General features: G+C 67.1%; 24 protein-coding genes and 1 riboswitch. Of the genes, 3 read left to right on the plus strand and 21 right to left on the minus strand.

What is annotated here, in order from left to right:
- Window positions 1–12: 12 nt before the first annotated feature.
- The 10 genes from ACSQ3M_RS11070 to ACSQ3M_RS11115 form a co-directional block, all read right to left on the minus strand.
- On the minus strand, window positions 13–219 hold the full coding sequence (locus ACSQ3M_RS11070) for a hypothetical protein (RefSeq protein ID WP_436150110.1): 207 nt from the start codon (window positions 217–219) through the stop codon (window positions 13–15).
- A gap of 130 nt (window positions 220–349) precedes the next feature.
- Complete coding sequence (lhpI, locus tag ACSQ3M_RS11075; RefSeq protein ID WP_436150111.1) at window positions 350–2077, minus strand: cis-3-hydroxy-L-proline dehydratase; 1728 nt, start codon at window positions 2075–2077, stop codon at window positions 350–352.
- Between the two features lie 213 nt (window positions 2078–2290).
- A complete protein-coding gene (locus tag ACSQ3M_RS11080) occupies window positions 2291–3535 on the minus strand; it encodes a D-amino acid dehydrogenase (protein ID WP_436150302.1) in 1245 nt (414 codons plus the stop codon).
- Between the two features lie 149 nt (window positions 3536–3684).
- Window positions 3685–3785, minus strand: a riboswitch (glycine riboswitch).
- A 100-nt stretch (window positions 3786–3885) separates the two neighbouring features.
- The gene (locus ACSQ3M_RS11085; protein ID WP_436150112.1) at window positions 3886–5193 is read right to left on the minus strand and encodes a TRAP transporter large permease; all 1308 of its coding nucleotides are present in this window, start codon (window positions 5191–5193) and stop codon (window positions 3886–3888) included.
- Complete coding sequence (locus ACSQ3M_RS11090) at window positions 5190–5735, minus strand: TRAP transporter small permease (RefSeq protein WP_436150113.1); 546 nt, start codon at window positions 5733–5735, stop codon at window positions 5190–5192. The genes ACSQ3M_RS11085 and ACSQ3M_RS11090 overlap by 4 nt, the downstream gene beginning before the upstream one ends.
- A complete protein-coding gene (locus ACSQ3M_RS11095; protein WP_436150114.1) occupies window positions 5732–6766 on the minus strand; it encodes a TRAP transporter substrate-binding protein in 1035 nt (344 codons plus the stop codon). Before ACSQ3M_RS11095 ends, ACSQ3M_RS11090 begins: the two co-directional genes overlap by 4 nt.
- Before the next feature lie 30 nt (window positions 6767–6796).
- Entirely contained in the window at window positions 6797–8458 is a 1662-nt protein-coding gene (locus ACSQ3M_RS11100; RefSeq protein WP_436150115.1) for an FAD-dependent monooxygenase, read from the minus strand.
- Between the two features lie 26 nt (window positions 8459–8484).
- Window positions 8485–9369, minus strand: coding sequence for a fumarylacetoacetate hydrolase family protein (locus ACSQ3M_RS11105; RefSeq protein ID WP_436150116.1), 885 nt, complete (start codon window positions 9367–9369; stop codon window positions 8485–8487).
- Window positions 9370–9430: 61 nt separating this feature from the next.
- Window positions 9431–9874 carry a nuclear transport factor 2 family protein gene (locus tag ACSQ3M_RS11110; RefSeq protein ID WP_436150117.1) on the minus strand — a complete coding sequence of 148 codons (444 nt, stop codon included), beginning with the start codon at window positions 9872–9874 and terminating at the stop codon, window positions 9431–9433.
- A complete protein-coding gene (locus tag ACSQ3M_RS11115) occupies window positions 9871–10449 on the minus strand; it encodes a VOC family protein (RefSeq protein ID WP_436150118.1) in 579 nt (192 codons plus the stop codon). The genes ACSQ3M_RS11110 and ACSQ3M_RS11115 overlap by 4 nt, the downstream gene beginning before the upstream one ends.
- A gap of 158 nt (window positions 10450–10607) precedes the next feature.
- Here ACSQ3M_RS11115 and ACSQ3M_RS11120 point away from each other — a divergent pair, with 158 nt between their 5' ends.
- A complete protein-coding gene (locus tag ACSQ3M_RS11120) occupies window positions 10608–11513 on the plus strand; it encodes a LysR substrate-binding domain-containing protein (protein WP_436150119.1) in 906 nt (301 codons plus the stop codon).
- Window positions 11514–11562: 49 nt separating this feature from the next.
- On the opposite strand, the gene ACSQ3M_RS11125 is transcribed toward ACSQ3M_RS11120, so the two are convergent.
- From ACSQ3M_RS11125 to ACSQ3M_RS11175, 11 genes are all read right to left on the minus strand, one after another.
- Window positions 11563–12861 carry an MGH1-like glycoside hydrolase domain-containing protein gene (locus ACSQ3M_RS11125; protein ID WP_436150120.1) on the minus strand — a complete coding sequence of 433 codons (1299 nt, stop codon included), beginning with the start codon at window positions 12859–12861 and terminating at the stop codon, window positions 11563–11565.
- Between the two features lie 3 nt (window positions 12862–12864).
- On the minus strand, window positions 12865–13911 hold the full coding sequence (locus ACSQ3M_RS11130) for an ABC transporter ATP-binding protein (RefSeq protein ID WP_436150121.1): 1047 nt from the start codon (window positions 13909–13911) through the stop codon (window positions 12865–12867).
- 11 nt (window positions 13912–13922) lie between these two features.
- The gene (locus tag ACSQ3M_RS11135; protein ID WP_436150122.1) at window positions 13923–14729 is read right to left on the minus strand and encodes a carbohydrate ABC transporter permease; all 807 of its coding nucleotides are present in this window, start codon (window positions 14727–14729) and stop codon (window positions 13923–13925) included.
- Window positions 14726–15574, minus strand: a complete 849-nt coding sequence (locus ACSQ3M_RS11140) for a carbohydrate ABC transporter permease (protein ID WP_436150123.1) — start codon at window positions 15572–15574, stop codon at window positions 14726–14728. The genes ACSQ3M_RS11135 and ACSQ3M_RS11140 overlap by 4 nt, the downstream gene beginning before the upstream one ends.
- A 74-nt stretch (window positions 15575–15648) precedes the next feature.
- Window positions 15649–16932: an extracellular solute-binding protein gene (locus ACSQ3M_RS11145; RefSeq protein ID WP_436150124.1), complete on the minus strand. Its 1284-nt coding sequence runs from the start codon at window positions 16930–16932 to the stop codon at window positions 15649–15651.
- Between the two features lie 78 nt (window positions 16933–17010).
- Window positions 17011–18018, minus strand: a complete 1008-nt coding sequence (locus tag ACSQ3M_RS11150) for a LacI family DNA-binding transcriptional regulator (RefSeq protein ID WP_436150125.1) — start codon at window positions 18016–18018, stop codon at window positions 17011–17013.
- A gap of 287 nt (window positions 18019–18305) precedes the next feature.
- Complete coding sequence (locus tag ACSQ3M_RS11155; RefSeq protein WP_436150126.1) at window positions 18306–18785, minus strand: YHS domain-containing (seleno)protein; 480 nt, start codon at window positions 18783–18785, stop codon at window positions 18306–18308.
- A gap of 23 nt (window positions 18786–18808) precedes the next feature.
- Window positions 18809–19294: a hypothetical protein gene (locus ACSQ3M_RS11160; protein ID WP_436150127.1), complete on the minus strand. Its 486-nt coding sequence runs from the start codon at window positions 19292–19294 to the stop codon at window positions 18809–18811.
- A 22-nt stretch (window positions 19295–19316) separates the two neighbouring features.
- Window positions 19317–20702, minus strand: a complete 1386-nt coding sequence (locus ACSQ3M_RS11165) for a tetratricopeptide repeat protein (protein WP_436150128.1) — start codon at window positions 20700–20702, stop codon at window positions 19317–19319.
- Between the two features lie 70 nt (window positions 20703–20772).
- Window positions 20773–21972 carry an OpgC family protein gene (locus ACSQ3M_RS11170; protein ID WP_436150129.1) on the minus strand — a complete coding sequence of 400 codons (1200 nt, stop codon included), beginning with the start codon at window positions 21970–21972 and terminating at the stop codon, window positions 20773–20775.
- Complete coding sequence (locus tag ACSQ3M_RS11175) at window positions 21972–23621, minus strand: thiamine pyrophosphate-binding protein (protein ID WP_436150130.1); 1650 nt, start codon at window positions 23619–23621, stop codon at window positions 21972–21974. The genes ACSQ3M_RS11170 and ACSQ3M_RS11175 overlap by 1 nt, the downstream gene beginning before the upstream one ends.
- A gap of 179 nt (window positions 23622–23800) precedes the next feature.
- On the opposite strand from ACSQ3M_RS11175, the gene ACSQ3M_RS11180 reads away from it, so the two are divergent.
- Complete coding sequence (locus tag ACSQ3M_RS11180; protein ID WP_436150131.1) at window positions 23801–24370, plus strand: sigma-70 family RNA polymerase sigma factor; 570 nt, start codon at window positions 23801–23803, stop codon at window positions 24368–24370.
- Between the two features lie 82 nt (window positions 24371–24452).
- A complete protein-coding gene (locus ACSQ3M_RS11185) occupies window positions 24453–25094 on the plus strand; it encodes an NrsF family protein (RefSeq protein WP_436150132.1) in 642 nt (213 codons plus the stop codon).
- Window positions 25095–25110: the final 16 nt, after the last annotated feature.

The raw sequence follows: 25110 nt of genomic DNA on the forward strand, positions 1-25110 counted from the left end.
CGCGATAACCCGCTACCGTCGGTTGGCCGGCTCCTCCGGGACGGGATTGTTGGCGTTCGAGGCGAGGATCGCAATCGTGTCCTGCTCGGCCGCAGCAGCGCTCTTGTAGCGCGGGGCCGTGGTGACCAGCGGGCGTTCTGCGTCAGCCGGATAATAGATCTCGATCGCGAAGCGACCGGTCGCGTGATCCTCGACGGGCTCGATGCGGATCAGTGGCATCACGAGTTCTCCGGTGGTACTGGCAGACGCGCCTCTCCCAGAACTAGACCGCGCGGCGCCTATCCGGTCCAAGACAAAAAGACTTCTCCTGCCAAGCATTTTCGTGCCGACCCCCGGGTGGGCGGCGCTCTCACGCGGAGATCGCGACAGCCCCGACGAGCCAGTCCGGCAAACGAGCGGCCGCGGCGCCCGTGAGAGCAGCCTCGATGCAGTCGTCGAGCGACCCGAGCCTCACCGTGCAGCCAGAGAGGCCCGGCCCGTAATGGGCGTATTTGCCGGAGGTGGTCAGGACCACCTTGGCCTGCTCCGGAAAAACCGGGCGCGTGATCGAGCACCAGCAGAGGTCGGGAATGATGGCGACGCCGCTTTCCCGCAACCTCGTCATCGTTCCATCGGCTTCTGCCGCAGCCACGACCTCTCTCCCGGCTGTGATGATGACGGAGACGGTCTTGGCGAGCGGGCGGCCATCGAGCCGTTGCGCGACAGCCCGGCATTCGTCGAGGGAGGCATGAGGGCTGCCGATTGCGACGAGATCGACATCCGAGGGGCCGCTGTTCAGCTTGCGCCAGCCGGCGGCAAGGTCTTCGCGGGTCACGGGGACTTCGTCTTCAGGGCTGCCATCGAGGCTTTCGGCTTCCGGCGTGATGCCCTCGATATGCAGCATAGCCGCGGCGGAGGTCGTCCCGAAAGCGGCACAGAGCGCCTTGAGATCGTCTCGTGTCGGCTGCGTCTTCGCGAGACCTTTGATCAGCGGAATCCGGTCAGGCGAGGCGAGGCCGGCGAGATAGCCGATCAGGGGCCAGGCCGAGGCATCCGCGCCGTCCGGCAGGTCGACCTGGATCACGCGGCGCGCCCGCCGGCCCTCGTCGAGAAAAGCTCCGGCGCGCGGTGCTCGGCCGGTGACGGCGATGCAGAAATCCAGAAAGTCCGGGTGCTTCGCCGTGCGGGCTCCGAGCACGGAATTGGCGAAGATCACCGCATTCGATTCCGACCAGCCGATCGCCTCTCCGAAACCCGGCGGATCAGGCAGGGAATAAGGCGCGCAGGTGAAGCTTGCCTGGCATCCCATGCGCACATAGGCGTCGGCGAGACGCGTCGCGGGCTCGCCGAAATCGCGTGCCACGCCCTGGCGCCGCCAGTTCGCATGATCGACCGAGATGGCGTTCATCGTCGTTGAGACGCGAGCGCGCGCTCCCAGCTCCTCCATCTTCTCGGCGAAGATCAGATTGGCCGGGCCGGCATAGATGCAGCCGTCGACATGGGCCCGTGTCACGTCGATCAGGTCGCTCGCTCCCTGCTGACAAGCCATGGCGCAGATGATGCGCATCGCCTGCTGGGCAGCGACCCCTTCAGCCCCGTCGAGCATGCGATGGTCGGCAGGGGATAGCTGCAAGTCGTCATGGGCCGTCGCGGAGAGAGAGATCCGCACACGCCCGCCATCCGCCCATAACCCGTCCGGCGCGATCGTCGCGTCCGTCGCTGCCGACAGAGCGGCAAAGGCCGCTTCCGAAAGACGAATGACAGGGGTGTGGCGCCCGAACATCTCCCAGGCGACGATCGCCCCAAGCGTCAGCGTGTCCTCCGGACCGGCGAAGATCAGGGCCGCAGGGCTCCTGCCCGAAAGCGCGAGTTCCAGCAGCACGCCCGAGCCGGAGCAGGAGCCTCGGCTGCCCGGCATCATCACGACCGCGCCAGCGAGCGAGACGCCATGCGAGGGGTGGTGCACGTCAATGACCACTCCCGTGGCGGGATCGACGCCGCCCCAGAAGCTGAGAGCCTCGCTCAGAACGACGATCGGCCCGGCGGCGTCACCAGGAGCGACAGCGATCCCGTTATCGTGTCGTACGGCAGAGTTCATGTCACCGATCAACGAAAGCAGCTGCAGAGCTTGAACGGTATCGGCGCGAAGCCGCTTCCGGCAAAGGTGATATCATCGAATGTGAGCCGCGTACTGAAGTAGCACTCGCCGTCCTGAACTCGCTCTTCTCCAGCTGTCGCAAGCTGAAGCTGCCATGGCGATCGGGTGGGCTCTGCACGCAGCAGCGCCCACCCCGCCCGAGAGGCTTCTCGGTCAGCCGGCGTTCGGCCGCGCGGTCACCAGCGCCGCCACAGCATCGGCCGTCGCGGCCGACAAGGTCCAGCCGAGATGGCCATGCCCGGTGTTGTAGAACACGCGCGGATTCCGTCCGCGCATGACCCTCGGCAGCATGTCGGGCATCATCGGCCTCAGGCCGGCCCAGGGCGTGACCTGGCGTGTGCTCATCCCGGGAAAGTGCGTGCGGCACCACTGCACGAGCGGCTCGATCCGGCTGGCCCGGATGTCCTTGTTGTAGCCGTTGAATTCGGCCGTGCCCGCGACGCGAAAACGGGTCGCGCCCAGCCGGCTGGTGACGATCTTGGCGCGGTCATCCAACAGGCTCGTCCAGGGTGCGGCCCGCTGGTCTGAGGTTTCCGGGAGATCGACCGTGATCGAATAGCCCTTCACCGGGTAGACGTTGACGCGATCACCGAGATCGGCGGCGAGCCGACGGGATGCGACGCCGCCGCAGACCACGATGCGATCGAACCGGTCGATCTGTGTGCCGGCCTCGCCCGCTTCCTCCGTCGGTCTCCAGCTCACCTCGACGGCGTCGCCGGCGCTGTGCTCAATCGAGAGAACCTCGCTCGACAGGCACATCCTCACGCCCCGGCGCTCGCAGGCGCGAGCGAGCCCATTGGTGAATTTGTGGATGTCGCCGGTGAAGTCCGACGGCGTGTAGAAACCGCCGTAGAACTCGCCCTTCAAGGAAGGCTCGATCGCCCGGATCTCCTCCGGCGTAACGGCCCGGCGCTCGAGCCCTCCCCTGGCGAGCAGCGCCGAGACGCGGGCCGCGGCGTCGAACTCGGCCTTGCTGTGGTAGAAGTGCAGGATGCCGCGCTCCTCGCAGTCGAACGCGATGCCTTCATCCCGCGCCATCTGCATGAGATGCGCCCGGGCTTCGATCGCGAGCCTTGCGGTGGTGAGCGTGTTCTCCTCATATCTCGGGATCGAGGCGACGAACTCCGCCATCCAGGACAGCTTGTGCCAGGACGGCTTGGGATTGACGAGAAGCGGCGCTCCCGGCGTGAACATCCACTTGATGCCCTTCAGCACCGTGGCCCAGCTGTTCCAGACCTCGGCATTCGAGGCCGAGAGCTGGCCGCCATTGGCGAAGGATGTTTCCATCGCGGCATAGGGCTGGCGGTCGAAGACCGTGACCTCGCAACCGCGCCGGGTCAGGTTGTAGGCGGTGGTGATGCCGGTAATGCCCGCGCCGATCACGGCGACGCGCGAGATGTCGGATGTGCTCATAGGTGCTCCTGCCCGCAATGCGGGTCGTCAGCACCCCCTCTGTCATTGGCCTGAGAGCTTCGTCGCGCCCAATCAGCTGGGCTGTCGACTTGCACCATCGGCGCAGAACTGCGGTTCTGCTTTTCAGAGTCGAATCATCGGTAGCGGTACGTTTTGCCTGAGAGTTTCCGGGGCGGTTGCTCCGTCGGCGCCGGCCCGATTTTGACGTCGGACCGATCTCTCCCGCTGCCACGAGTGCTAGTTTGTCTACCGTTTCTGTCAAGCGTGATCTGGCCGGCGCCCATCCTGCCGCTCGTCGGAATCAGACCTCTGGGCCGTGGCCGGGAATCGGCGTGCTAATTGAGCGACATCGACCGGGGTAACCAAAGTGCCAGATCCGGCCAGGCCAGCAGCATGGCGATCAGCACGAATGGCGCGACTAGGAAGGGCAGCACACCGCGATACATCGCTCCGAGGCTGATCTCTGGCGCCTGCGTGCGGATCACGAAGAGGTTCATCCCGACCGGCGGGTGGATCAGCCCGATCTCGACGACGATGACCAGCAGCACGCCAAACCAGATCGGATCGTATCCCGTCGATAGCACCAGCGGCAGCAGCACTGGTACCGTCACCAGCACCATGCCGATGCCCTCGAGGAAGCAGCCGAGGAAGACGTAGAAGGCAATCAGCAGGAGCATCACCGCCAGCGGTGACAGGCCGATCGCGGCGATCGACCTGACAACCGATTGCGCCATTCCGGTCTGCACGACGAAATACGCGAAGATCGTCGATCCCAGCACGATGAGCACGAGGTTGGCGGTGATCCGCGTCGTCTCGGTGAACGCGGTGGCGATGTCGCCGCGTGCGAAGCCCTTGCGCAGCAAGCCAAGGAGCAAGGCTCCGAACGCCCCGACGGCGGCGGCTTCCGTCGGGCTGAACCAGCCGAGATAGATGCCGCCGAAGGTGACGAGGAAGAGCGCCGCGACGTCCCAGACGTTCAGGACGAGCCGCAGCGCCTGCACCTTGCTCTGGCTCGGCAGTTTCGGCGCCGCCTGCGGCCACAGGCGCACCCAGATCCAGACCGTCAGCAGATAGAGCCCGGTCAGGACGAGCCCGGGGATCAGCGCCGCGGCGAAGAGCTTGATGATCGAGAGCTGGGCGATGATGCCGTAGATCATCAGGATCAGTGAGGGCGGAATCAGGATGCCAAGCGTGCCGCCGGCCGCGACCACGCCGGCCGCCAGCGCCGGCGAATAGCCGGCCTTCAGCATTTCCGGGATCGAGATCCGGCTCATCGTCGCGGCGGTCGCCAGCGAGGAGCCGCAGACCGCGCCGAAGGCGGCCGAGGCCCCGACGGCCGCCATGGCGAGCGAACCGCGCATGCCGGCAAAGACGGCATTGCTGGCGCGGAACAGGTCGCCGGACAGGCCGGCCATGGTCGCCAGCGCGCCCATCAGCGTGAACAGCGGCAGCACCGAGAGCGCATAGGCGGAGGAGAGCTCGAGCGGTACCGCCCCGAAGACGAGCCGCGCCTTGGCGAAGCCGTCGATGGCGGCATAGCCGACGAAGCCGACCAGGCCGAGCGCGACGGCGACCGGAATACGCGCCATGATCATGCCGACGAGCGTCGCCATGCCGATCAGGCCGATGGAGGTCGCGCTCATGACGCCGCCCCATTGTTGCCGTGCAGGGCCGAAGGAGGCGGGGCGACAGCGTCGTTAGCGCGCGGAAAGGCGCGCACTTGCCCGATCGCGCGGCCGAGCACGACGAAGACCGAGACGACCAGCGCGAGCTCGATCGCGAGCAGCAACAGGAAGACCGGCACCGGCAGGTCAGGCTTCTGGTCGCCGAAGCGATAGGCGTCGGCGAGCGGCTGGATCAGGGTCACAGCCAGCAAGGTGAGGAAGGCAAGCGTCGCGATTTCGCCGGCGAGCCGCATCAGCGCCAGCGTCCGTGGGCGAACCATGGTGTCGAAGAGATCGACCTTGATCTGCTCGTCGCGGCGAAAGCACTCCGGCAGGGCGAGGAAGGCGACGAGCACGAGCGTGACCTCGACCAGGTCGAGCGTGCCGTGCAGCGGCTTGTTGAAGGCGAGCCGGGCGCCGATATCGACCATCGTCCACAGCAGCATCACCGCTAGCGCCAGCGCGCCGGAGGCAGTGAGCAGCCGCGCCGGGTCGAAGCGGCGATGCTTGCCGCCTCTCATTTCGCACCGCTGACAGCAGCACGCAGCTCGTCATAGAACTGCTTCGCCTTGGCGCCCTTGGCCTCGGCCCTGGCGATGAAGCTGGCGGTGATCGGCTTGGCCAACTCCTCGAAGGCAGCGCGTTCCGGCCCCGTCAGCTCGAGTATCTCGACATTTGCCGCCTGCAGGTACTTTCGCCCGTCGTCCTCGGCCTGGTCGTAAATCGCGCCAACCTTGCGGGCGGCGGCCGGGCCGGTCGTCTCGTCGATCAGCTTGCGCAGGTCGTCGGGCAGGGATTTGTACTTCTCGGCGTTCATCACCAAGGCGAAGGTGCCGGCGGCGGCATCGAGCTGCGTCACCGACTTGACGCTCTCGGCCATCTGGAAGGACTTCGCCGCCTCGTAGTTGAAGAACATGCCGGCGATCGTACCCTTGGCGAGCGAGTCGGAGAGTTCCGCCGGCGGCACGGCAGCCGGCGTCGCGCCCCAGGCTTCGAGGATCGCCGAGGCGATCGGGCCGTTATGGCGCATGCGCAGGCCGCGCATGCCGGCGGGGCTCCTCACCGCCGGCCGGTTGAAGAACAGGCTCAGCGTCGGCGTCGCGATGAAGTAGAGCGGCTTGGTGCCTTCGTGCTCGGCGGCAAGCTTGCCGGAGAGCTCGGTCAGGATGCCCGAGGCCTCGGCCGTCGAGAGCGCCTTGGCGGTCGCGCCCTCGCCGCGGTTGAAGGCATAGGGCAGATGCGAGATCTCGGTCAGCGGGAAGCGACCGGGAAGCGCGCCGTGCAGGAAGAAGGCGATGTCGGCGACGCCGGTGCGGGCGAGGTCGTATTGCCGCGGCATAGGTCCCATCTGCGCCGCTGGGAAGATGGCGAGCTTGAGCCGGCCATTGGAGCGCTTCGACAATTCCTCGCCCCAGGCCTCCAGGTTCTTGTGCATCTGGTGGTTGGGCGGCAGGTAGTGCGAGACCTTGAGCTCGATCGTTTGTGCCGCGGCCCCGAAGCTCGTGAGCGCGAGCGCTGCGCCGATCAAGGCACCGATGACTCCCCGTTTCATGTCTTCCTCCCCGGTTTGTTGTTCTGGTTATCAAGCTGCCGTGGCTGGAACCTGCGCCGCGGCTCCTGTCGTCGTTCCGCCCGTCACCTGGGCCAGCAAGGCCTCGGCATCGGCGGGCAACTCGTCGCCGCGCCAAGCGACATGCTGGTCCGGCCGGATCAGCGCGAAGCGCGCGCCATAGCGCGCCGGCAGGCGCTGGTCGCCCGGCAGCAGGAGCTTCAGCGGCAGGCCGAGAAGATCGGCAGCCGCTGTCAGCGGCGCGGCGTCCGTGCCATCGCCGGAGGTCGCGAGCAAGGTGAAGCCCTGCCCGAAATGGTCGTAAAGCGACGAGCCATCGGCGAGCCAGAGATGCGGCGCGAGGCAGCCGGGATGGGCCGAGGGCAGATAGAGCATGAAGTGCTCGACCGGTGGCTCGCTGCCATCAGGCACGATGATCGGCGAATCCTCATAGCGCGAGCCGAGCACGATGCCGAGCGTGCGGAACTCGCGCAGCTTGGTCGCTTCGATGATCTCGCCGACCTCGCGCCGCGTTGCGTCGCCGAGCGGACCGGGCTGCTCGAGCCCCGGACGGACGAGCTGGTTGCCAACGGCGCCATAGTTGATCACCGCCTCGGCGATCGTGCGCTCATGTACCTTGCGCCGCTCGGCCGCGTAGCTCGCGAGCAATTCCGGCCCACCCCAGCCCTGCAGCACCGCGGCCAGCTTCCAGCCGAGGTCGACGGCGTCGCCGATCCCCATGTTCATGCCGAAGCCGCCGAAGGGCGGGTGCAGATGGCAGGCGTCGCCGGCGAGGAAGACGCGGCCCTTCTCGTAGCGGTCGGCGACCAGCCGATGCGCCACCCAGGGGTCGAGGCCGACGATCTCGATCTCGAGATCGGCGAGCCCGGTGCCGGCGCGGATCAACTCGACCGGATCGACGCTCGCCGGGTCGACGTCGTTGGGCAGCTTGGTCGCCATGAAGAACCAGAGGCCCTCGCTGTCCATCGGCCCGAGCAGCGACGGCACCTCCTCATTGACCATCCAGTACATGATCGCCGGACCATGGGCATGGCTGGTTGCCAGCGCGGGGGCGCGGAAGATGATGTTGTAGTTCTTCGAGAAGGCGCCCTCGCCTTGCATCTTCGCGCCGATGGCCTGGCGCACCGCGCTGCGGGCACCATCGGCGCCGATCAGATAGGCACTCGCCACCTGCCGCACCGCGCCGCTCGCGACATCCTTCAATTGCGAGACGACGCCGCGGCCATCATCGGCGAAGGAGGCCAATTCGGTATTGAAGGCGACGGTGACGCCCGGCAGCGAGGAAGCGTGCTGGCGCAGCACCTCCTCCAGCACATATTGCGGCACCCATTGCGCCTCTTCCGAATAGAGGTCGTTGCGGGCGCGGCTGCCGTTCAGCGCGTTGGTGAATCGGGCGAGCTCGGAACCGTTCATCCGCGTCGCGAAAACGACGTTGGAGGGATAGTCCGGCGGGATCGGCGATGCCTCGCGCAGCTTGTCGGCGATCCCCCAGCGCCGCAGGTGCTCGCGGGTGCGGACATTGGTCGTCTTGGCGCGCGGCGAATAGCCGACGCGGTCGTTACGCTCGACCACGAGGCAGCGGACGCCGCGCTGGCCGAGCTCGATCGCAGCCGCGAGGCCGACCGGGCCGGCGCCGGCGATCAGGACATCGATGTCGTTGCGGCTCTTGCTCACGGTTCTTTCTCCGCCAGGTGCCGAGGTCAGGCCGCGGCCCGCCTGGTCTCTTCCTGCACGATCGGATTGACGAGCAGGCCGATGCCCTCGACCTCGACCTCGCAGACATCGCCGGGCTTCATGAAGAGCTGCGGCTTGCGCGCCACGCCGACACCGGCGGGCGTTCCGGTGACGATGACGTCGCCGGGCTCCAGCGTGATCGCCTCGCTGATGATCGAAATCAGGGTCGCGACATCGAAGACCATGTCGTCGGTGCTGGCGCTCTGCACGGTCTCGCCGTTGAGCCTCGTCGCGATCCTGAGGCCGCGGGCGCCCGGAGGCAGTTCGTCCGATGTGATCAGCGCCGGGCCGAAGGCGCCGGTGCCGTCGAAGTTCTTGCCGACGGTCCATTGCGGTGCCTTGAACTGGTAGTCGCGCACCGAGCCTTCGTTGAAGACGGCGTAGCCGGCGACATGGTCGAGCGCCGCGGCCTTCGGCACATGCTTGGCGCGCCGGCCGATCACGGCGGCGATCTCGCCTTCATAGTCGAGCTGGTCGGAAAGGTTTGGCCGGATCAGCGGGGCGCGATGGCCGATCAGGCTTGTGGCGAAACGACCGAACAGCGTCGGATAGTCCGGCTGCTTGAAGCCGCTCTCGGCCGAATGATCGGCATAGTTCAGCCCGACGCAGATGATCTTGCCGGGACGCGGCACCACCGGCAGGAAGGTCACGGCTTCGGGGTCGAGCACAGCTTCGGCGGGTGCAGCGTCGATCGCCCGGGCGACGGCGCCGCGGGCCTCGTCGCCGCCTTCCAGGAAGGCGAGCACGCTCTCCGGCAGCCCCGAGCCGGCCTTGGCGAGGTCGATCAGATCGGCGCCGCGATAGGCGGCGAGAGTGGGCTTGCCGTCGTGAAGGATAGTGGCGAGACGCATTGATTTACTCCTCTTCGGACGCCTCAAGCCACTGCGGCGAGGCGATGGGTGTCGTGGGTCGTCAGGCGGCGCCGAACAGCACGGTCAGGCGCCGCTCGGCGAAGAGCCAGGCGCCGTCCGGCGCCTTGCGGTAATGGTCGGCGTATTCGGCGATCAGCAGCGGCACGGCCTGGCCTTCGTCCGGCCCGTCATGGCGGTAGAGCGTCAGCGCGACCCAACCCTGCGCGGTCTCAGGCGAGAGCGGCTCGATCAGGACATTGCTCTGGAGATGGCGCGAGCGGCGCTCGGTCAAAGCGGCACGCTGCCGGCCCCATTCGGCGATGGCGGCGCGGCCGAGCTTGTCGGGCCCGATGCCATAGAGCGCCGCATCCTCGCAGAAGAGCTCGCCGATCCGATCCGCCGCGCCATGGTCGATCAGCCAGGCATGGCGCTGGATCAGTTGCTCGATTGCCGCGCGATCCTGCGGATCGAGCCCGGACGCCGCGATCGGCACGGCGCTCGTCACGCCGGCAATCCGAGATCGGGCGTGTCAGCAGGCTGGTAGTCACCCCTGCGCATCGCGACATGGAGGTCGTCGAAGCTCTGGCCGGCCTTGTGATCCTGGTAGACCCGCTCCGGATCGAAGAAGGTGCCGATCGGGTTCTCGGCGAAATCAGGCGAAGAGCGCATCCATTCGCTCGACTGCTGCCAATCGCCATAGGTATCGGACTGGAGCTCGACGAAATTACCTTCGGGATCCCTGTAGTAGATCGAGATCGTCATGCCGTGGTCGAGGCTGAAGGCAGGCTGGATGCCCTCGTCGCGCAAACGGGCATAGGACGACATCAGGTCGGCGAAGCTCTCATACTCGAAGGCGCTGTGATGCATGCCGTTATGGCTGCGCTTGTCCGGATCGTCGCCGAGCCCCGGTGCCGAGAGGAAGGCGACGCGGTGATTGGCCTCGTCATTGGTCGTCCAGGCATTGTTGGCGTCCTGGAAGTTCGGCCTGGCGCCGACGACCGTGCCGTACCACGCCACCATCTCGTCGAGCCGGCTCGTCTTGAAGGTGACGTGATGGAATACGGGCTTGATGATCTCCATGCGGTCCTCCCGTAAGGGCCGTCTCCCGGGTCTCCGGGGCGGCCGCTGCTTTGTTCGTGAGGAATGGCTATCGCTCGCACAGATACCTGAACAGATGTCAAAATTGCAGGAGCGATAGCAAATCAGTATCAATGACGCCGACTTGCGGGGCGGGCGCGATGAAACTGCATCATTTCGAGGAGGTGGTGGCGATCGCCGAGCGCGGCAGCATGCGCGCCGCGGCCCGGCACCTGCAGATCGCCCAGCCGGCCCTGACGCGCAGCCTTGCCCTGTTGGAGCGCGAGCTCGGCGCGCCCCTGTTCGAACGCCGCGCCCGCGGCGTGGTCGCGACGCCGCTGGGGGAAGCCTTCGTCGCCCGCGCCAGGTCGATCCTGACCGAGATCAGGCGGACCCGCGAAGAAGTCGAGCAGTTGCGCGGAGCCGGCACCGGTACGGTCACGGTCGGGCTGTCGATCGCGGCCCATCTCGCTCTGCTGCCGCCGAGCCTGCGCCCGTTCCGCGCGCGCTATCCCGATATCAGGCTGCATATCATCGAGGGCTTTTATCCCACTCTCGAAGAACGCCTGCGCGACGGCACGGTCGACTTCTATATCGGCCCCGATGGCGGCGCGCAGCCGGTCCCGCAATTGAGCCGCGAGGTGCTGTTCCACAACCGCCGCATCGTGCTCTGCCGCGCCGGCCACCCGCTGGCGGCGGCGACCTCGCTGCGCGAGCTCGTCGGCCAGGACTGGGTCACGACCTCGATCACCGCCGATGCCAGCGACGAGATCAACGCCTTCTTCGCCCGCCATGGCCTGCCCGCGCCGCGCCTGGCAGTGCGCAGCCAGTCGGCGCTGACATTGCTGACCTGCCTCGCCAACAGCGATCTCCTGGCGATGGTCCCGGCACAATGGGAGCACTTCGAGATGACCGGGAAGGCGCTGACCACGATCAGGGTCGAGGAAGAGTTGACGGCGCCGCCGCTGGTCCTGGTCCAGCGCGCCGACCTGCCCTTGACCCCGGCCGCCCTGCACCTGCTCGACCTGATGCGCCGGGCCACGTCTCGCTTGACGACGGAGCGCTAGGTTCTGAGCTCTGGGTCCACTGCGTGGCGGCCAGCCCGGGTCGGCTTAACTAGAGCGCGGACAAGGCCTGCCCATGGTCCTTCGATCCCGCCCAGGAGAGCCACATGGCCGCGGTCCAGGAAAAATCCGGGCCGCCGCAGCCCGCACCGTCTCGCGGATCGAAATACTCCCAGAAACCGTTTCGTTGGACGAGATCGGCACTGTCCCGCTGGAGCCTGTGCGCCTCGTCGACCAGGCCATAGGCGGCAAGGCCGTCGGCGATCATCCGATTCATCATCAGCCAGACCGGGCCGCGCCAATAACGGGTAGCATCAAAACGCCGGTCACGTGGATCGGTGCTGGCGACTGAGAAGCCGGCGACCGCCCGAGTGGCTTCGAGATGCCGCTTGAGCGCCATTGCGTCCTCCTGGCTCGCCGTTCGCGCATAGAGCGGCAGATAGGCGGCGCAGGTCACAGCGTCACTGAGCCGTCCGCTGCGCAGGTCGAGCGAACGATAGAGCCCATCAGGCCCCTTGAGACGCGGCATGGCCGCTTCGCTGCGCGCGACCCAGCCACTCAGGGAAGCGGCCTCGTCGGTGAAGCCCAGTTCTTCCGCCAGCTTCAGGAGATCGCGATCGGCGCGCAGCAGGATCGACTGGATACCGAGATCGCAGACACGGAAAGAGAGCCCGCGCGCGACGGCGACGCCTTCCCACTGCAGAGCCTTCGCCTCTTCGACCAGAGTCATGACCCGGTTGTAGAAGTCATGCGTCGGGCGATGGGCCGCATCGACATGGCCGATATCCTTGCGCAGATGCGCGATGTCGACGCTCGGAACCACATTGGCGAGCGGCTCGTCCCAGTCCGGCGAATTGTCCCGTCCCGACTCCCAGGGGTGGACCATGGTGACGAGGCCGGAGCCGTCGGGGTCACGGGTCTCGTGCCACCAGCGATGCGAGGCAAACAGTCTTGGGAACAGCGCTTTGATGCGCGTTGCTTCGCTTCCTGAAAGCTCATGCAGCACCCGCGCTGCGGTCGCCGCGACAGGCGGTTGCGAAATCCCCGAGGTCAGCGGCTGACGATGAATGCCCCAGGCCTCGGGGCCGGGATAATAGCCATCGGCCGGGGCGCGGAAGACGATATGCGGCACCATGCCGTCATCCCATTGGCCCTCGAACAGGGTTTCCAGCTCGCGCCAGGCCCGGTCGAGATCGAAGGTCGCGAAGCCGAGCGCGACGAAGGCGGAATCCCAGTTCCACTGGAACGGATAGACGCGGCCATTGGGAACGGTGAAGCCGCCACGGTCATTGCGACGCAACACGGCGCGCGCCCCTTCATCGAGATCGGAAGGAGGTGTCATCGACAGCATGGCTCAGGCTCCAGGATGGGCGCGGCCCGTTTCCGGGTCGATCCAGACGACGCGGGCGGGGTCGAGCGCCAGGCCGAGCATTGCACCCGCGTCGATCTGGGCGTTTGGCGGAGCAACGATGCGGGCAAGATCAGCGCCGATCCGGCCGGTGAGCAGGAGATGGGAGCCCATCGGTTCGGCGACCCGAACCGTGAACGGCACACCGCTGGCGGCGTCGGTCAGCCTGGCGTCCTCGCCACGAAAGCCGAGAATGATCGGCCCGTCGACGGGAGAGGCCAGGGTGATGCCGCCAAGCCGGGCGCTGCCGGAGGCCGCGACGGTGTTGACGAAATTCATCGGCGGCGAGCCGACGAAGCCGCCGACGAAGCGTGTCGCCGGCCGCGAATAGACATTGGTCGGCGTGTCCATCTGCACGATATGGCCGCCATGCATCACCGCGATCCGGTCGGCCAGGCCCATGGCCTCGGTCTGGTCGTGGGTGACGTAGATCGTGGTCGTGCCGGCCTCGCGCAGCACGCTCCGCAGCTCCGCTCGCATCTCCAGCCGGAGCAGCGCGTCGAGATTGGAGAGCGGCTCATCCATCAGGAGCACAGCCGGCTCGACCGCAAGCGCCCGCGCAACCGCGACGCGCTGGCGCTGGCCGCCCGAGAGCTTTGCCGGATAACGATCGAGGTATTGCTCGATATGCAGGAGCTCGGCCGCCTTGCGCACCTTTGCCTCGACGCGCGCCTGGTCGGCGCCCTTCATGCGCAGGCCAAAGGCGACGTTCTCGAACACCGTCATATGCGGGAAGACGGCATAGTTCTGGAACACCATGGCAAGGCCGCGCTGCGCCGGCTTCAGGCGCGAGACGTCACGCTCGCCGATCATGACCTTGCCGGAGCTCTGCACCTCCAGCCCGGCGATGATGCGCAGCAGCGTAGTCTTGCCGCAGCCCGAGGGGCCAAGCAACGCGACGAACTCGCCGTCCTCGACGGTGAGCGAAATCTCTTGCAGGGCGATGGCGCTGCCGAACTGCTTGGCGACCTTGTCGATCAGGATCCCGGCCAACGGTCTCCTCCCTATTTGCTCGAGACGCCCCACATCGCGAACAGGTATTTCCTGACCGCAAAGATGAAGAGCACCGAGGGAATGATGAGAATGAAGCCGCCAGCGAAGCGGTAATGCAGCGGCGATTCGGACAGCACGGCGAGCAGATAGGCGGTGAGCGTGCGCTCCCGCACCGTCAGGACCGAGGCGGCAAAGACCTCATTCCATGAAATGACGAAGGCGAAGATCGCCGCAGCCGCGATGCCGGGCAGCGCCAGCGGCAGCACCACCTTGCGGAAGGCCTGCCAGCGCGTGCAGCCGAAGACCCAGGCCGCCTCCTCATATTCGCGGGGAATGCCCATGAAGAGCGACGAGGTCACGAGAGCCGCAAAGGGCAAGGCCAGGGCGGTGTGAATCAGCGAGACGCCGAAGGGCGTGTCGTAGAGCCCGACGCGAATGAAGATGACGGTGAGCGGCAAAGCGAGGATCGCCAGCGGGAAGGCGCGCGTCAGCAGCACCAGCAGGCGAAAGGCGCCCTGCCCCCGGAAAGCGAACCGCGCCAGCGCGTAGCCCGCAGGCGCGCCGAGCAGGATCGAGAACAGCATGGTCAACGACGCTGCGATCAGCGAGTTGAGCGCCGCGTTCCAGACTCCCTCGATCTTCAGGAAGGTCGTGAGCACCGCGAAGGAGGCCTCGCCAGGCGCGAAGGATTTCGGCCATTTGAACACCGCGAGCCGCCCACCCATGGCGCCCAGCCCGATCAGATAGATCGGCACCAGCACCCAGGCGCAGAGCATCAGCACGCCCGTGACATAGAGCCATTTTCGGGGAGCGCTCATGCTTGCGTCTCCGGATCGACGCGCAGCGCCTTGAGGTAGATGATCGTCGCCGCGAGCGAGATCAGCATCACCAGCACGGCATAGGCCGCGGCGACGCCGTAATTCTGGTTCTCGTTCTGCCAGGTGTAGGCTTCGCCGACGAGGATCGGGAAGTTTCGGCCGCCGAGCGCGTAGACGACGGCAAAAACCTCGAAGGCCAGTACAGTGCGCAGGATCAGCGCCGATTGCAGGCTGGGCTTGAGCAGTGGCAGCGTGATCTTGCGGAACTTGGTCCAGGGGCTCGCGCCGAAAATGTCTGCCGCCTCGCCGAATTCCTTCGGAATGAGCTGGATGCCGGCAACGAGGATGATCAGGACGATCGCGGTCGCACGCCAAACCTCGGCCAGCACGACGGCGAAGAACAGCGCAGCCGGGGCCTCGCTGTTGAGATAGGCGGTCGGGCCGCTGATCAGCCCGAACTGGAACAGGAGCGTGTTGAGATAGCCGGAATCCTGCAGGATCGCGAGCCAGACGAGGCCAGCTGCGAGATCGGATACCCCGAGCGGGATCGTCCAGATCCAGAGCACCAGCTCACGCCCGCGCGTCATCTTCTGCAGCATCAGGCCCATGACCAGCGCGAGCGCGACTTGCAGCGGAATCACCACGATGACGAGTGCGAAGGTGTTGCGCACCGCCGTCGGGAAATTCAGATCGCCGGCCATCCGGGCGTAGTTGGCGAGCGAAGGCCCCTGCCCGCCATCGAAGGAGAGCAGGATGGTCTGGCCGAGCGGCACCAGGAAGAAGGCCGCGAGGAAGGCGACCGAGGGCGCGATCAGCAGATAGGGCAGCCAGCGCGGCTGGGGCATGGTCGGTAGCCTTTGCGGAGAATTCCCTGTCGCCTCGCTCCGGCCATGACGACCGGAGCGAGGCAGTGGGGAGCTCAGGTGACCGGGCAGGCGCCCTGGCTCGGCTTGTCCGGAGCCCAGCAGGGTGCGGCGGTCTGGATCATCAGGTTGCGCAGGATCTCGGCCTGCCCATCGAGGACCGCGCGGATCGGCTCGTTGCGCAGCACGATGCGCTGGAAGGTATCGAAATAGACCTTGTTGAACTCGCCGCCCTTGTCGCCAAGGCCGACCGGCAGAAGCGCGACGATCGCGTCCTTGGCCCCTTGCGTCCTGGCGACGCCATCAGCGAGCAGCTTGACGCCTGCGGGCAGATCGGCCGGCAAGGGCGCGTCGACGACGGGGAAGAAGCCGACCTCCACCGCCGTCGCGATCTGGGTCGCGGGCTTCAGAAGATGCTCGATCACAGCCGCGGCCCGGGCCCGGTCCGGCGCATCCTTGGCGATCGAGAGACCGGCGATCACGGGCATGTAGGCGCGGCCCTTCGCGCCGGCCGGTGGCGGCACGACGAGGTACTGGTCGGGCTGGGCGGTGAGAGCGTCCTTGACGCGGGCGATATGGTCCCAGGCGATCCAGACCTCGCCGGCCATCAGTGGCTCCTGCATGAAATTGTAGTTGTTGGCGTTGGGGTTGACCGTCGCCCAGAGCGCCTTGAAGTCGGCCCAACCCTTCTCGGCCGCGGCAGAGCGGAATTCGGTCACCATCGAGCCGGTATAGGAGGGCACGAGATTGCCCTGGACGAAGCGGGCGAACAGGCCCTTCGGCCCGGCAGGAAAACCGATGCGGCGCTGACCGGTCTTGTCCTGGATCGCCTTGCCCCAGGCGGCGAGCTGCTCGTAGGTCAGCGCGTTCACATCGGCGCCGGCCGGCAGGAAGGGCAGCGCCTCCTTCTTGACGACAAGAACATAGGTCGCCTGCATCCACGGGATATATTGCTGCCTGGATGTGCCGAGCTTGCCGAGCTCCATCAGGCCAGCCGGAATGCCGCTCGAGCCGAGCTTGGCCACAAGATCGTCGACGGCGTCGAGCGAGCCCGCAGGTACGAGTGGCTGCAATTCGCCATGCAGCGCGCCCATCAGGCTGATTGTGCGTTTGCCGGCGGCCTGCTCTGCCTTCATGCGAACCGCAAATTGCGGCGGCTCCTCGACCACATAGGTGGTCTTCGGCGCCCCCTTGAGCAGCACCTCGCGAACCTTCTGCGCCTCGTCGATGGGGCGCAGCTGCGTCGATAGAAAGACGAGATCCTGCGCCTTCACAGCCGGCGCAGCGAGCACGGCTCCTACCGCCATCGCGGCGATCGCCAGATGATTGAATGTCCTCATAGGGTCCTCCCTGTCTCGCTTGTTCTGGTTTGCGTCGGAAGCAGCGGCTGCGAGCGGCCAGCCACTTCCGTTATCTGGTCAGGCTCGCGCCTCTCCGAGCGAGGCACGTGAAATGAACTCGACCGAGTTGATCTCGGTCAGGTCGCGGGGATCGGCCCCGCCGATGCGTGCCAGCGCCATTTCCGCGAGGCGGCGACCTGTCGCTGCGATCGGCAGTTCCATGGTCGCGAGCGCCGGATCGGAAAAGGCCGAGGCCGGGATGTTGTCATGGCCGATGATCGCGATGTCGCGTCCGACGACAAGACCGCGCTCGCGGATGGCTCGCATCGCCCCCAGCGCCATGCTGTCGGTGGCGCAAAGCAAGGCAGTAGGCGGCTCCGGGTGCGCCAGCAGCGTAGCTGCTGCCCGATAGCCACCGGCCTCGGTCGCGCTGTCCTCCATCGCTTGGCTCGCAAGACCGCCCTCTCGGCAGGCGCGCGCAAAGCCACTCCGGCGCAGATGCGCGAAGGTGAAGGCCGAGGGAGCCGCCAGATGACCGATATTGCGGTGGCCAAGCGCGGCCAGCCGCAACACAGCGTCATGGAATGCAGCCTCGCCATCGCCGTCGACAAAGGCATAGGGTTCGGGAAAATCGCTGCGCCCCATCGCGACGAAGGGGAAGCCGGCATCGGTGAGGTAGCGCAGGCGCGCATCCTCGCGTCGGGTGCGGACGACGATGATGGCGTCGGTGCGGCGACCGTCGACCAGGCGGCGATAAGTCTTGAGTTCGTCGGGGCCGGGCAGCGCGGCGATCAAAGTCAGATCGTAGCCCTGCTCCGCAAGCCGCTCGCCGATCGAGCCCAGGAGCTCGATATAGAGCGGCTCGTTGAAATGCCCCGGCTCGGCCGGGAGCACCATTGTGACAATCTCGGTGAGACCGCGGCGCAGTCGCCTTGCCGCCGAATTGGGGCGGTAGCCAACCTGCTCGGCAGCAGCTTGAACGCGTTCCCGGGTGGCGGGCGCGACATCGCCATAGCCGTCGAGCGCCCGCGACACGGTCGTGATCGACAATCCCAGTGTCTGCGCCAGCGCGCGCAACGAACTCATTGGCGTCTCGGAACTCGGTTGAGCCAATCGCGAGGGGGCAGGATAACGCGATCCGAAACGTTTTGGGAAGCCCCAATGCGTTCTCAAACGGCGGCGGATTCAGCGTCCGCAGGACTTATGCGAGCGAACAGCGGAGAGTGCCGATCTGCGCCCGGGCTCTGAGGCCGAGCACGTTCATCAACCTCATCGGCGACGGCCTGCGCGACATGCTCGACCCGCGCCTGGCGCGGACATTGTAAGAGGCGCGTCCTGGCCCCTCTGGTACGGCCCTCGCCACCAACAGGTGATCACTGGATATCCGCCTTGCCCAGGCGCGGCCAATTGCCATCGGCGTGGGCGATGTAGGTCTTCGGCTTGCCTAGCCATGTCTTGCGGACGCCGAGGTCGTAGTTGAGGTAGAGCCTGCCATCGACGATCGACCAGGCTTCCGGCTCGATCTTGACCAGGTAGCCGCGCGAGGTGCCGTAGGCGCAAAAGCCGCCATAGGCCGGCAGATAGCGCGCCGGCTCGGCCTGGAACGCCGCCTTGTTCTCCGCGCTGGCGAAGCGCCAGGTCGCGCCTGCGTGGCTGATCGAGAACTCCGCCTTGCCCAACCTCGGGCCGCCCTCGCGGAAATAGGCGACCGGATCGTAGCCGCGGATCGCGATGCCGTCGGCTGAGCCGAGCGTGTTGATCGGGCTGAGCGCCTCGGCATGGACATCATGTGTGAGGACCGTCGCCGCGAAGGCCGCAGCGGCGGTCAGAATGAGGCTGCGCCTGTCGAACATGGCGTTTCTCCCTGTGGTGATGGTCAAGCCGAGCGCGCTTCGAGCGCTTCGAAGACATAAGCTGCGAGATAGCCGTAGATGGCGTGGCCGATGAGGCTCATCAGCGAGAGCCGCGGCACGTCGCTGAGCAGGAAATGCTGCCCGGCGAGCGGGGCGAAGAAGCCGAGCGCGATGAAATAGGTGATCACCCCCCAGATCCAGCCATCGGCCGGCATGCCGAAGCTCTTCACCCAGCGGGTCAGTAGCCAGTAGCCGAGCGGATAGAACAGGAAGCCGGTCAGGAAATGCAGCAGCTTGGCCACCGGCGTCGACAGCGCCAGACCGAACTGATGCGAAAACAGCGACTTGACCAGCTCCGGCGGCTCCAGCGGGTACTCGGCGAGCCAGGCGGTCGGCACTGCAGAGAACAGCTCCCAGAAGCCGAGACCGGCAAAGCCGCCAAGTGCGAGATTGAGCACGGTACGGGCAGAGGGCAGCGCGAGGCTGCGGGACATGGTGGCGCTGGTCATGACGGGTTCCCTTGATTTCGATTCAATGGACGATGGCGAGCGGGGTCGACGCGACGGCGAGCGCGGCGATGAGACCGCCTGCAGATTTTCCGAGCGTTGCGAGCCTTCGGCTGGCGAAGCGGTTGTGGCCGCCACGCCGGGCCAGGCGTTGCCGCAGCACGGCCGCAGCGCGGTCGTGATTGCCGGAGCGGATCAGGCTCTCGACATAGGCCTGCTCGAACAGGTCGCGCTGGGCGTGGCTGCCGCCGATGGCCAGAAGATGATCGCGAGCGGTGCCGAGACGGCGAGCCGCTTCGGCATGATCACCTTCGTTGAACGCGATCAGGCCCAAAGCGGCGAGCGCACCGGCATAGGCGGCCTCGGCGCGCTCTTCACTGGGGTGGGACCGCGCATCGAGGACGAGGCTGCGGGCGATCGCTTCGGCGCCATCGGGACGGCCGGCGCCGAGCAGCGAGAGCGCATAATGCAGGTCGGCGAAGACGAGGCGACCGTCCCGGGCGTGGCCTTCCGCCTTGGCGGCGAGCTCCTCCCAGCGCGCACCGACATTGACGCCGGCATAGGTCAGCCGCGCGAGAAGCGAAGCGCCATTGGCGATGTCGCGATAATCGTCGGTCTGCTCGGCCCGGATCTCCTCGTCGTAGAGGCGCAGCACCTCGGTGGTCTCGCCGCGCTCGAGATGGAACAGCGCGAGGTGCCAGAAGATGTGGAAGCGCAGATTGTTGGCATGAGCAAAGGTGCGGCTGTCACCGAGCCAGGCGATGCCCTCGTCGACGCGGCCCGTCATCTCCAGGACATGAGCGACGGCATGGCGGCCCCAGGCGTCGCGCGGGCTCAGGGACACAGCGCGGCGGCCGACCCGTTCGGCCTCAGCATAAAGGCCGCGCTCTTCCAGGGCGAAGGCGTAGCAACCATGGACATAGCCGGCGAGCGGGTGGTGCTCGCCGAAGCCCGGCGCGGTGCGGTGCAAGGTCGCCAGCATCTCCCGCTGGTCGCCGAGCATGAAGCGGATGCCATGCGAGAGCTTCAGCGCCAGCACGTCGTGAGGGTGCTTCTTCAGGATCGCTTCGAGCTGTTCGGCTGCTCGCCGCGGCGCTTCGCCAAGCCAAAGCGCAAGCGCTTCGATGACCATGCGCTCACGCGGCGTCACCAGCCGCTGCGCGACGGCAGCGCGTGCCCTGGCGAGACAGTCGCATGCGGCGCCGAGCAGCTCGGCTCGGGCGAGCGACATCAGCATCAGCCCTTTGGCCGCATGGGCCAGGGCGAAGTCGGGATCGGCGGCAAGCGTGCGGGCGAGGTGATCCGGTGCCGCGGCGGCATGCGCCAGCACCGCTTCGAGCGTGTCGTTCCAGGCGAGCCTGGCGGCATCGTTCGCGACGGTGACGCGGTCGCCGGAAAGGTCGTGGTACATGGCAGGCTCCTTTGCAGCGCCTGTGACGAGCGCTCATCGGGGAGTTCGCAGGCGGGCGATCAAACGGCGATCAACTCGCTTCACGGACGCGTGTAGGCACTGCCGGGCCGGCCCTGGCCGGCTCGGATAGCGGATTGGCCTCGGGCTTCGGTGCCGGCCCGGTCCAAGGGGCGCGCTTGAACCAGCCGACCACCACCGCCGTGGTGAGGATCAGGGCAAAGCCGGCGAGGTTGAGCGCCGCGACCACGGGCTCGCCGTGCCCGGCCAGCTCGGCGATGCTGCCGGCGAGCCGGGCGAGGACGACGCTGGCAAGGAAGGCCGCGAGCGATTGCCGGCCGATCAGGACGAGGAGATGGCCCACCCCCTTGTCGAGCCGGTCGCGCACCGGCTCGATCAGGCTCAGCACGAGATAGGCCAGAGCGAGGAAGTGCAGCGGACGCAGGAGATGCAGATTGCTCTTCTCGCTCGCGGGCAGGACGAGATCGCGCAACGCCTGCGCCGCTGGCCAGTGTTCGAGGACGCCCCAGAAGGACAGCGGCACCGAGAGCACCAGGATCACTGCGCAGGCCAGCATTAACCGCCGGTCGCGCAGGCGCGGCGCCGGCAGCCAGCCCATGCCGAGGAAGAAGCCGATAAAGAAGATCAGCTGCCAGGCGAAGGGATTGAGGAACCAGCCGGCGCCGTTCCAGGGATTGCCGGTCAGGTTGAGATCGCTGGTCCAGACCAGCGCGTACAGCAATCCGGAGAGCGCGAAAGGCAGCGCCGAATGCAGGCGGCGCAGCGCCATCATCACCGGCACCAGTGCCAGGATGACGAGGTACATCGGCAGGATGTCGAGATAGTCCGGCTGCCAGGTCAGGGTTACGAGACCGACGATCGCCCCGGCGGGATCGGCGACGAGCGGCGCGAACTGCTTGGGGAGCTCGGCCATCCCGAAGGCATGGTCCAGCAAGCCAGCGAGCGCGATGACGGCCAGCACAAGGCCGAGCTGGGCCCAGTAGACCTGCCAGATCCGGTAGGCGATGCGCGCCGTCCCGAGCAGCAGGCCGCGCCGGGTGAAGACGCGGCCGAAAGCGAGCGCGCTGGCAAAACCCGAACAGAAGACGAAGAGCTCCGCCCCGGAGGAGAAGCCGAAGCGGGCCGGGATGAAGGCGTTCCAGCTGTTCTGCGGCAGATGCGCCACGAAGATGATCAGCATGGTCAGCCCGCGGAAGACATCGAGCCGTTCGTCGCGGGGCCGCTTCTCCGGTTGCTGGAGAGCCTGTCTCATCAGAACGCCCCGTCATAGCTGGTGGCGTCGATGCGGCAGGCGAGCAGGGAGAAGCCCTCGCGCCCGAAAGCGGCTTTCGCCTCGCGCCGCAAGCCTTCGCGATCGCCGGCCGCGACGCCATGACCTCCCATCGCCCGGGCGACCGCAGCGAAATCGGTCGCACCGAAATCAACTCCGGCGCGCCTCAGGCCGAGCTGGCGCTGCTTCAGCGCGATCAGGCCGAGGCTTTCATCGACGAGAACGACGATCACGACCGGGAGCTTCAGGTCGCGTAGCGTGGCGAGCTCGCCGAGCACCATCTCGAGCCCGGCATCGCCGACGAAGCAGAGCACCGGCCTGTCCGAACCCAGCGCCGCGCCAGTGGCAAGCGGCAGCGCACAGCCCATGGTGCACAGTCCGGTCGATTGCAGCAGGCCACGCGGGCCGTCGCAGCGCCAGATCTGGCTGAGCAGGATGCGGTGAGCCCCGGAATCGGCGGTCGCGACCGTTCCAGCCGGAGCGACCTCGCGCAGCGTCTCGAAGACGGCATGCGGCCCCCAGCCGGACGGCGCGGCGAAGGCCGCACGAAAGCGCGAGCGAATTTCAGCCGGCTCGTTCCCCGGCCACGTCGCCTTGATCTCCTGGTTATCCGTCAGCGCATCCAGGATCGTGCCGACATCGCCTTCGAGCCGCAGCGTCGCCGCATGCATGCCGTGCGGCATGTCCTCGGCGACGATATCGATGACGCATTTCCCGGCCGGCCAGGGATTGCGCCAGCCCTGCCGCATCTCGATCGGGTCATAGCCGGCGAGTATGATCAGGTCGGCGGCGTCGATCAGCGGCCGGACGATCGCATCGGCTTTCGGCGACAGGCCGACACCGCCGATGACGCGCGCGTCGCCCTCCGGCACGAGTCCCTTGGCCTTGTAGGTCGTCAGCAGAGGCGCGCCGGTCCGTTGGAGACAGCGATCGAGCGCGGCGGCGCCACCCTGGTTGACGAGGTCGAGCCCGGCGATGACCAGCGGCCTCTGCGCCTGCGCGAGCAAACCCCGGGCGAAGCTCAGATCTGCGGAGACAGCAGGCTGCATCACCGGTGTCACCGGCGGTGTTCGCCAGGGCGTGCGCGCTTCGGCGACCGAGATCGGCAGGTCGATATGCACCGGGCCGGGGCGGCCGCGCCGGGCGAGCGCGACAGCCTTTTCGGCGACCAGATCCTCGGTGCCGGGCGCGGCACGGAAGCTCGCCTTGACCAGAGGGCGCAGCACGGCCTGATGGTCGAAGATCTGATGCGTGTAGCTCTCGGCGAGGGCCTGGTCGACGCAGCCGGTGACGAAGATCAGCGGCACCCGGTCCTGCTGGGCATTGGCGACGACGTTGACCGCATTGGCGACGCCAGGCCCCAGCGTCGCGACCAGGACGGGCAAGGCGCCGGTCGCATGCCAGAGCCCCTCGGCCATGAAGCCGGCGGCGTTCTCGTGCTTGGCGAGCTCAAAGCGGATGCCGGCCCGCTTCAGCGCGTCGACAAGGGCCAGCACTTCGCCGCCGGGAATGCCGAAGGCGTGGGTCGCGCCGGCAGCCCGCAGCCGCGCCGCCAGCAGATCCGCGCCCGTCACCATCGGCGCAGGGCTATCGGTTGCCCCTGTCTCGCTTCGCTCGAGGTCCTGCCGCATACGATCTCTCCGCCGGCCGCTGCAGCGGCTTGCTGACGAGATCGCAATCGGAGGGGGTTTGGTTACAGGCTCTTTGGCTATGAGCCCGACCAAAGCGTCGAAAAGGCAACGACGGCTTGTGACCTTGCCCGCGCCATGGCACGCATTGGCGAGTTCGCGCCATTCTGGAAAAGCAAGCCTTGTCGCTGGACGACCTCGAAACCGAGCTTCGGCCAATCTTCCTCGCCGCGCTCGCCGGCGATGCCGCGGCCTACAAGGTCTTCCTCGATGCGATCAGCGCCCGTCTGCGCGGTTATCTGCGCCGGCTGCTGGCGCGCACCGGCCGCAGCGAACCGAGCGAGGCCGAGGACGTGCTGCAGGAGACGCTGCTAGCGCTGCATCTCTCCCGCCATACCTATGAGCCGTCGAGCCCGGTGACGGCCTGGGCCCATGCGATCGCGCGCTACAAGCTCATCGACCATTTGCGCCGGACCGGCCGCCATGCCGGGAATTTGCCGCTCGACGACGAGGCTTATCAGCTGGCCGCGCCGGAAAGCGGTGCGGCCGACGCCAGACTCGACCTCGAACGCGCCATGCAGGCGCTGCCGGAGCGCACGCGCCGCCTGGTCGAGCAGGTCAAGCTCCAGGGCGCCAGCATCGCCGAGGTTGCGGGCGTCGAGGGCATGACCGAGACGGCCGCCAAGGTCGCGATCCATCGCGGCCTTCAGGCGATGGCGAAGTTCCTGTCGCGGCGCGGGCGCCCGCCATGACCGGCTCGAAGATGCGCGGCAGCGTAACCTTTCGCCGGCTTGCGGCGAACTCCCCTGAACCACCCCCGGGGCGGAACTGGACATGAAGACCGACGAGCTGATCTCCCTCATGGCTGCCGGCCACCAGCCGGTCGATACCGGCCGGTTGAGCCATGCGACCTGGCTTACGGCCGTAGCCGCGCTCGCCGTCACCGCGTTGCTGCTCGTCAACACGCTCGGCACCCGTCCCGACCTGGCGGCTGCGATCATGACGATGCCGGTCATCGCCAAGCTGCTGTTCGGCGGCAGCATCGCGGTGGTCGCGCTCATCCTGTTCCAGCAGAGCTTGCGGCCCGGGCTGAAGCCGAGGCGGCTGGCACCGCTGGCAGCTATTCCGGTCATGCTAGTCGCTATCTGGGCCGCTGTCGCGCTGGCTCAGGCCCCGGCCGCGCAATGGGGCACGCTGACCTTCGGTCGCTATTGGAATAGCTGTCTGATCTATGTCTCGGCCTATTCGATGGTCCCGCTGCTCGCCTTGCTGCTGCTGGCGCGCCGCGGGGCCCCGGTCGACAGCACACTCACCGGCGCCTCCGCCGGCCTTGCCTCGGCCGGGCTCGCGACGGTCGCCTACGCCTTGCACTGCCCGGACGATGCGGCGCCATTTCTGGCGACCTGGTACACGATCGCGATGGCCCTGGTCTCAGGCCTGGCGGCGCTCGTCCTGCCGCGTTTCCTGCGCTGGTAATCGACGCGGCCGAACA

The organism is Allobosea sp. LjRoot90, from assembly GCF_964254315.1.
In the GTDB taxonomy this organism is placed as follows: domain Bacteria; phylum Pseudomonadota; class Alphaproteobacteria; order Rhizobiales; family Beijerinckiaceae; genus Allobosea.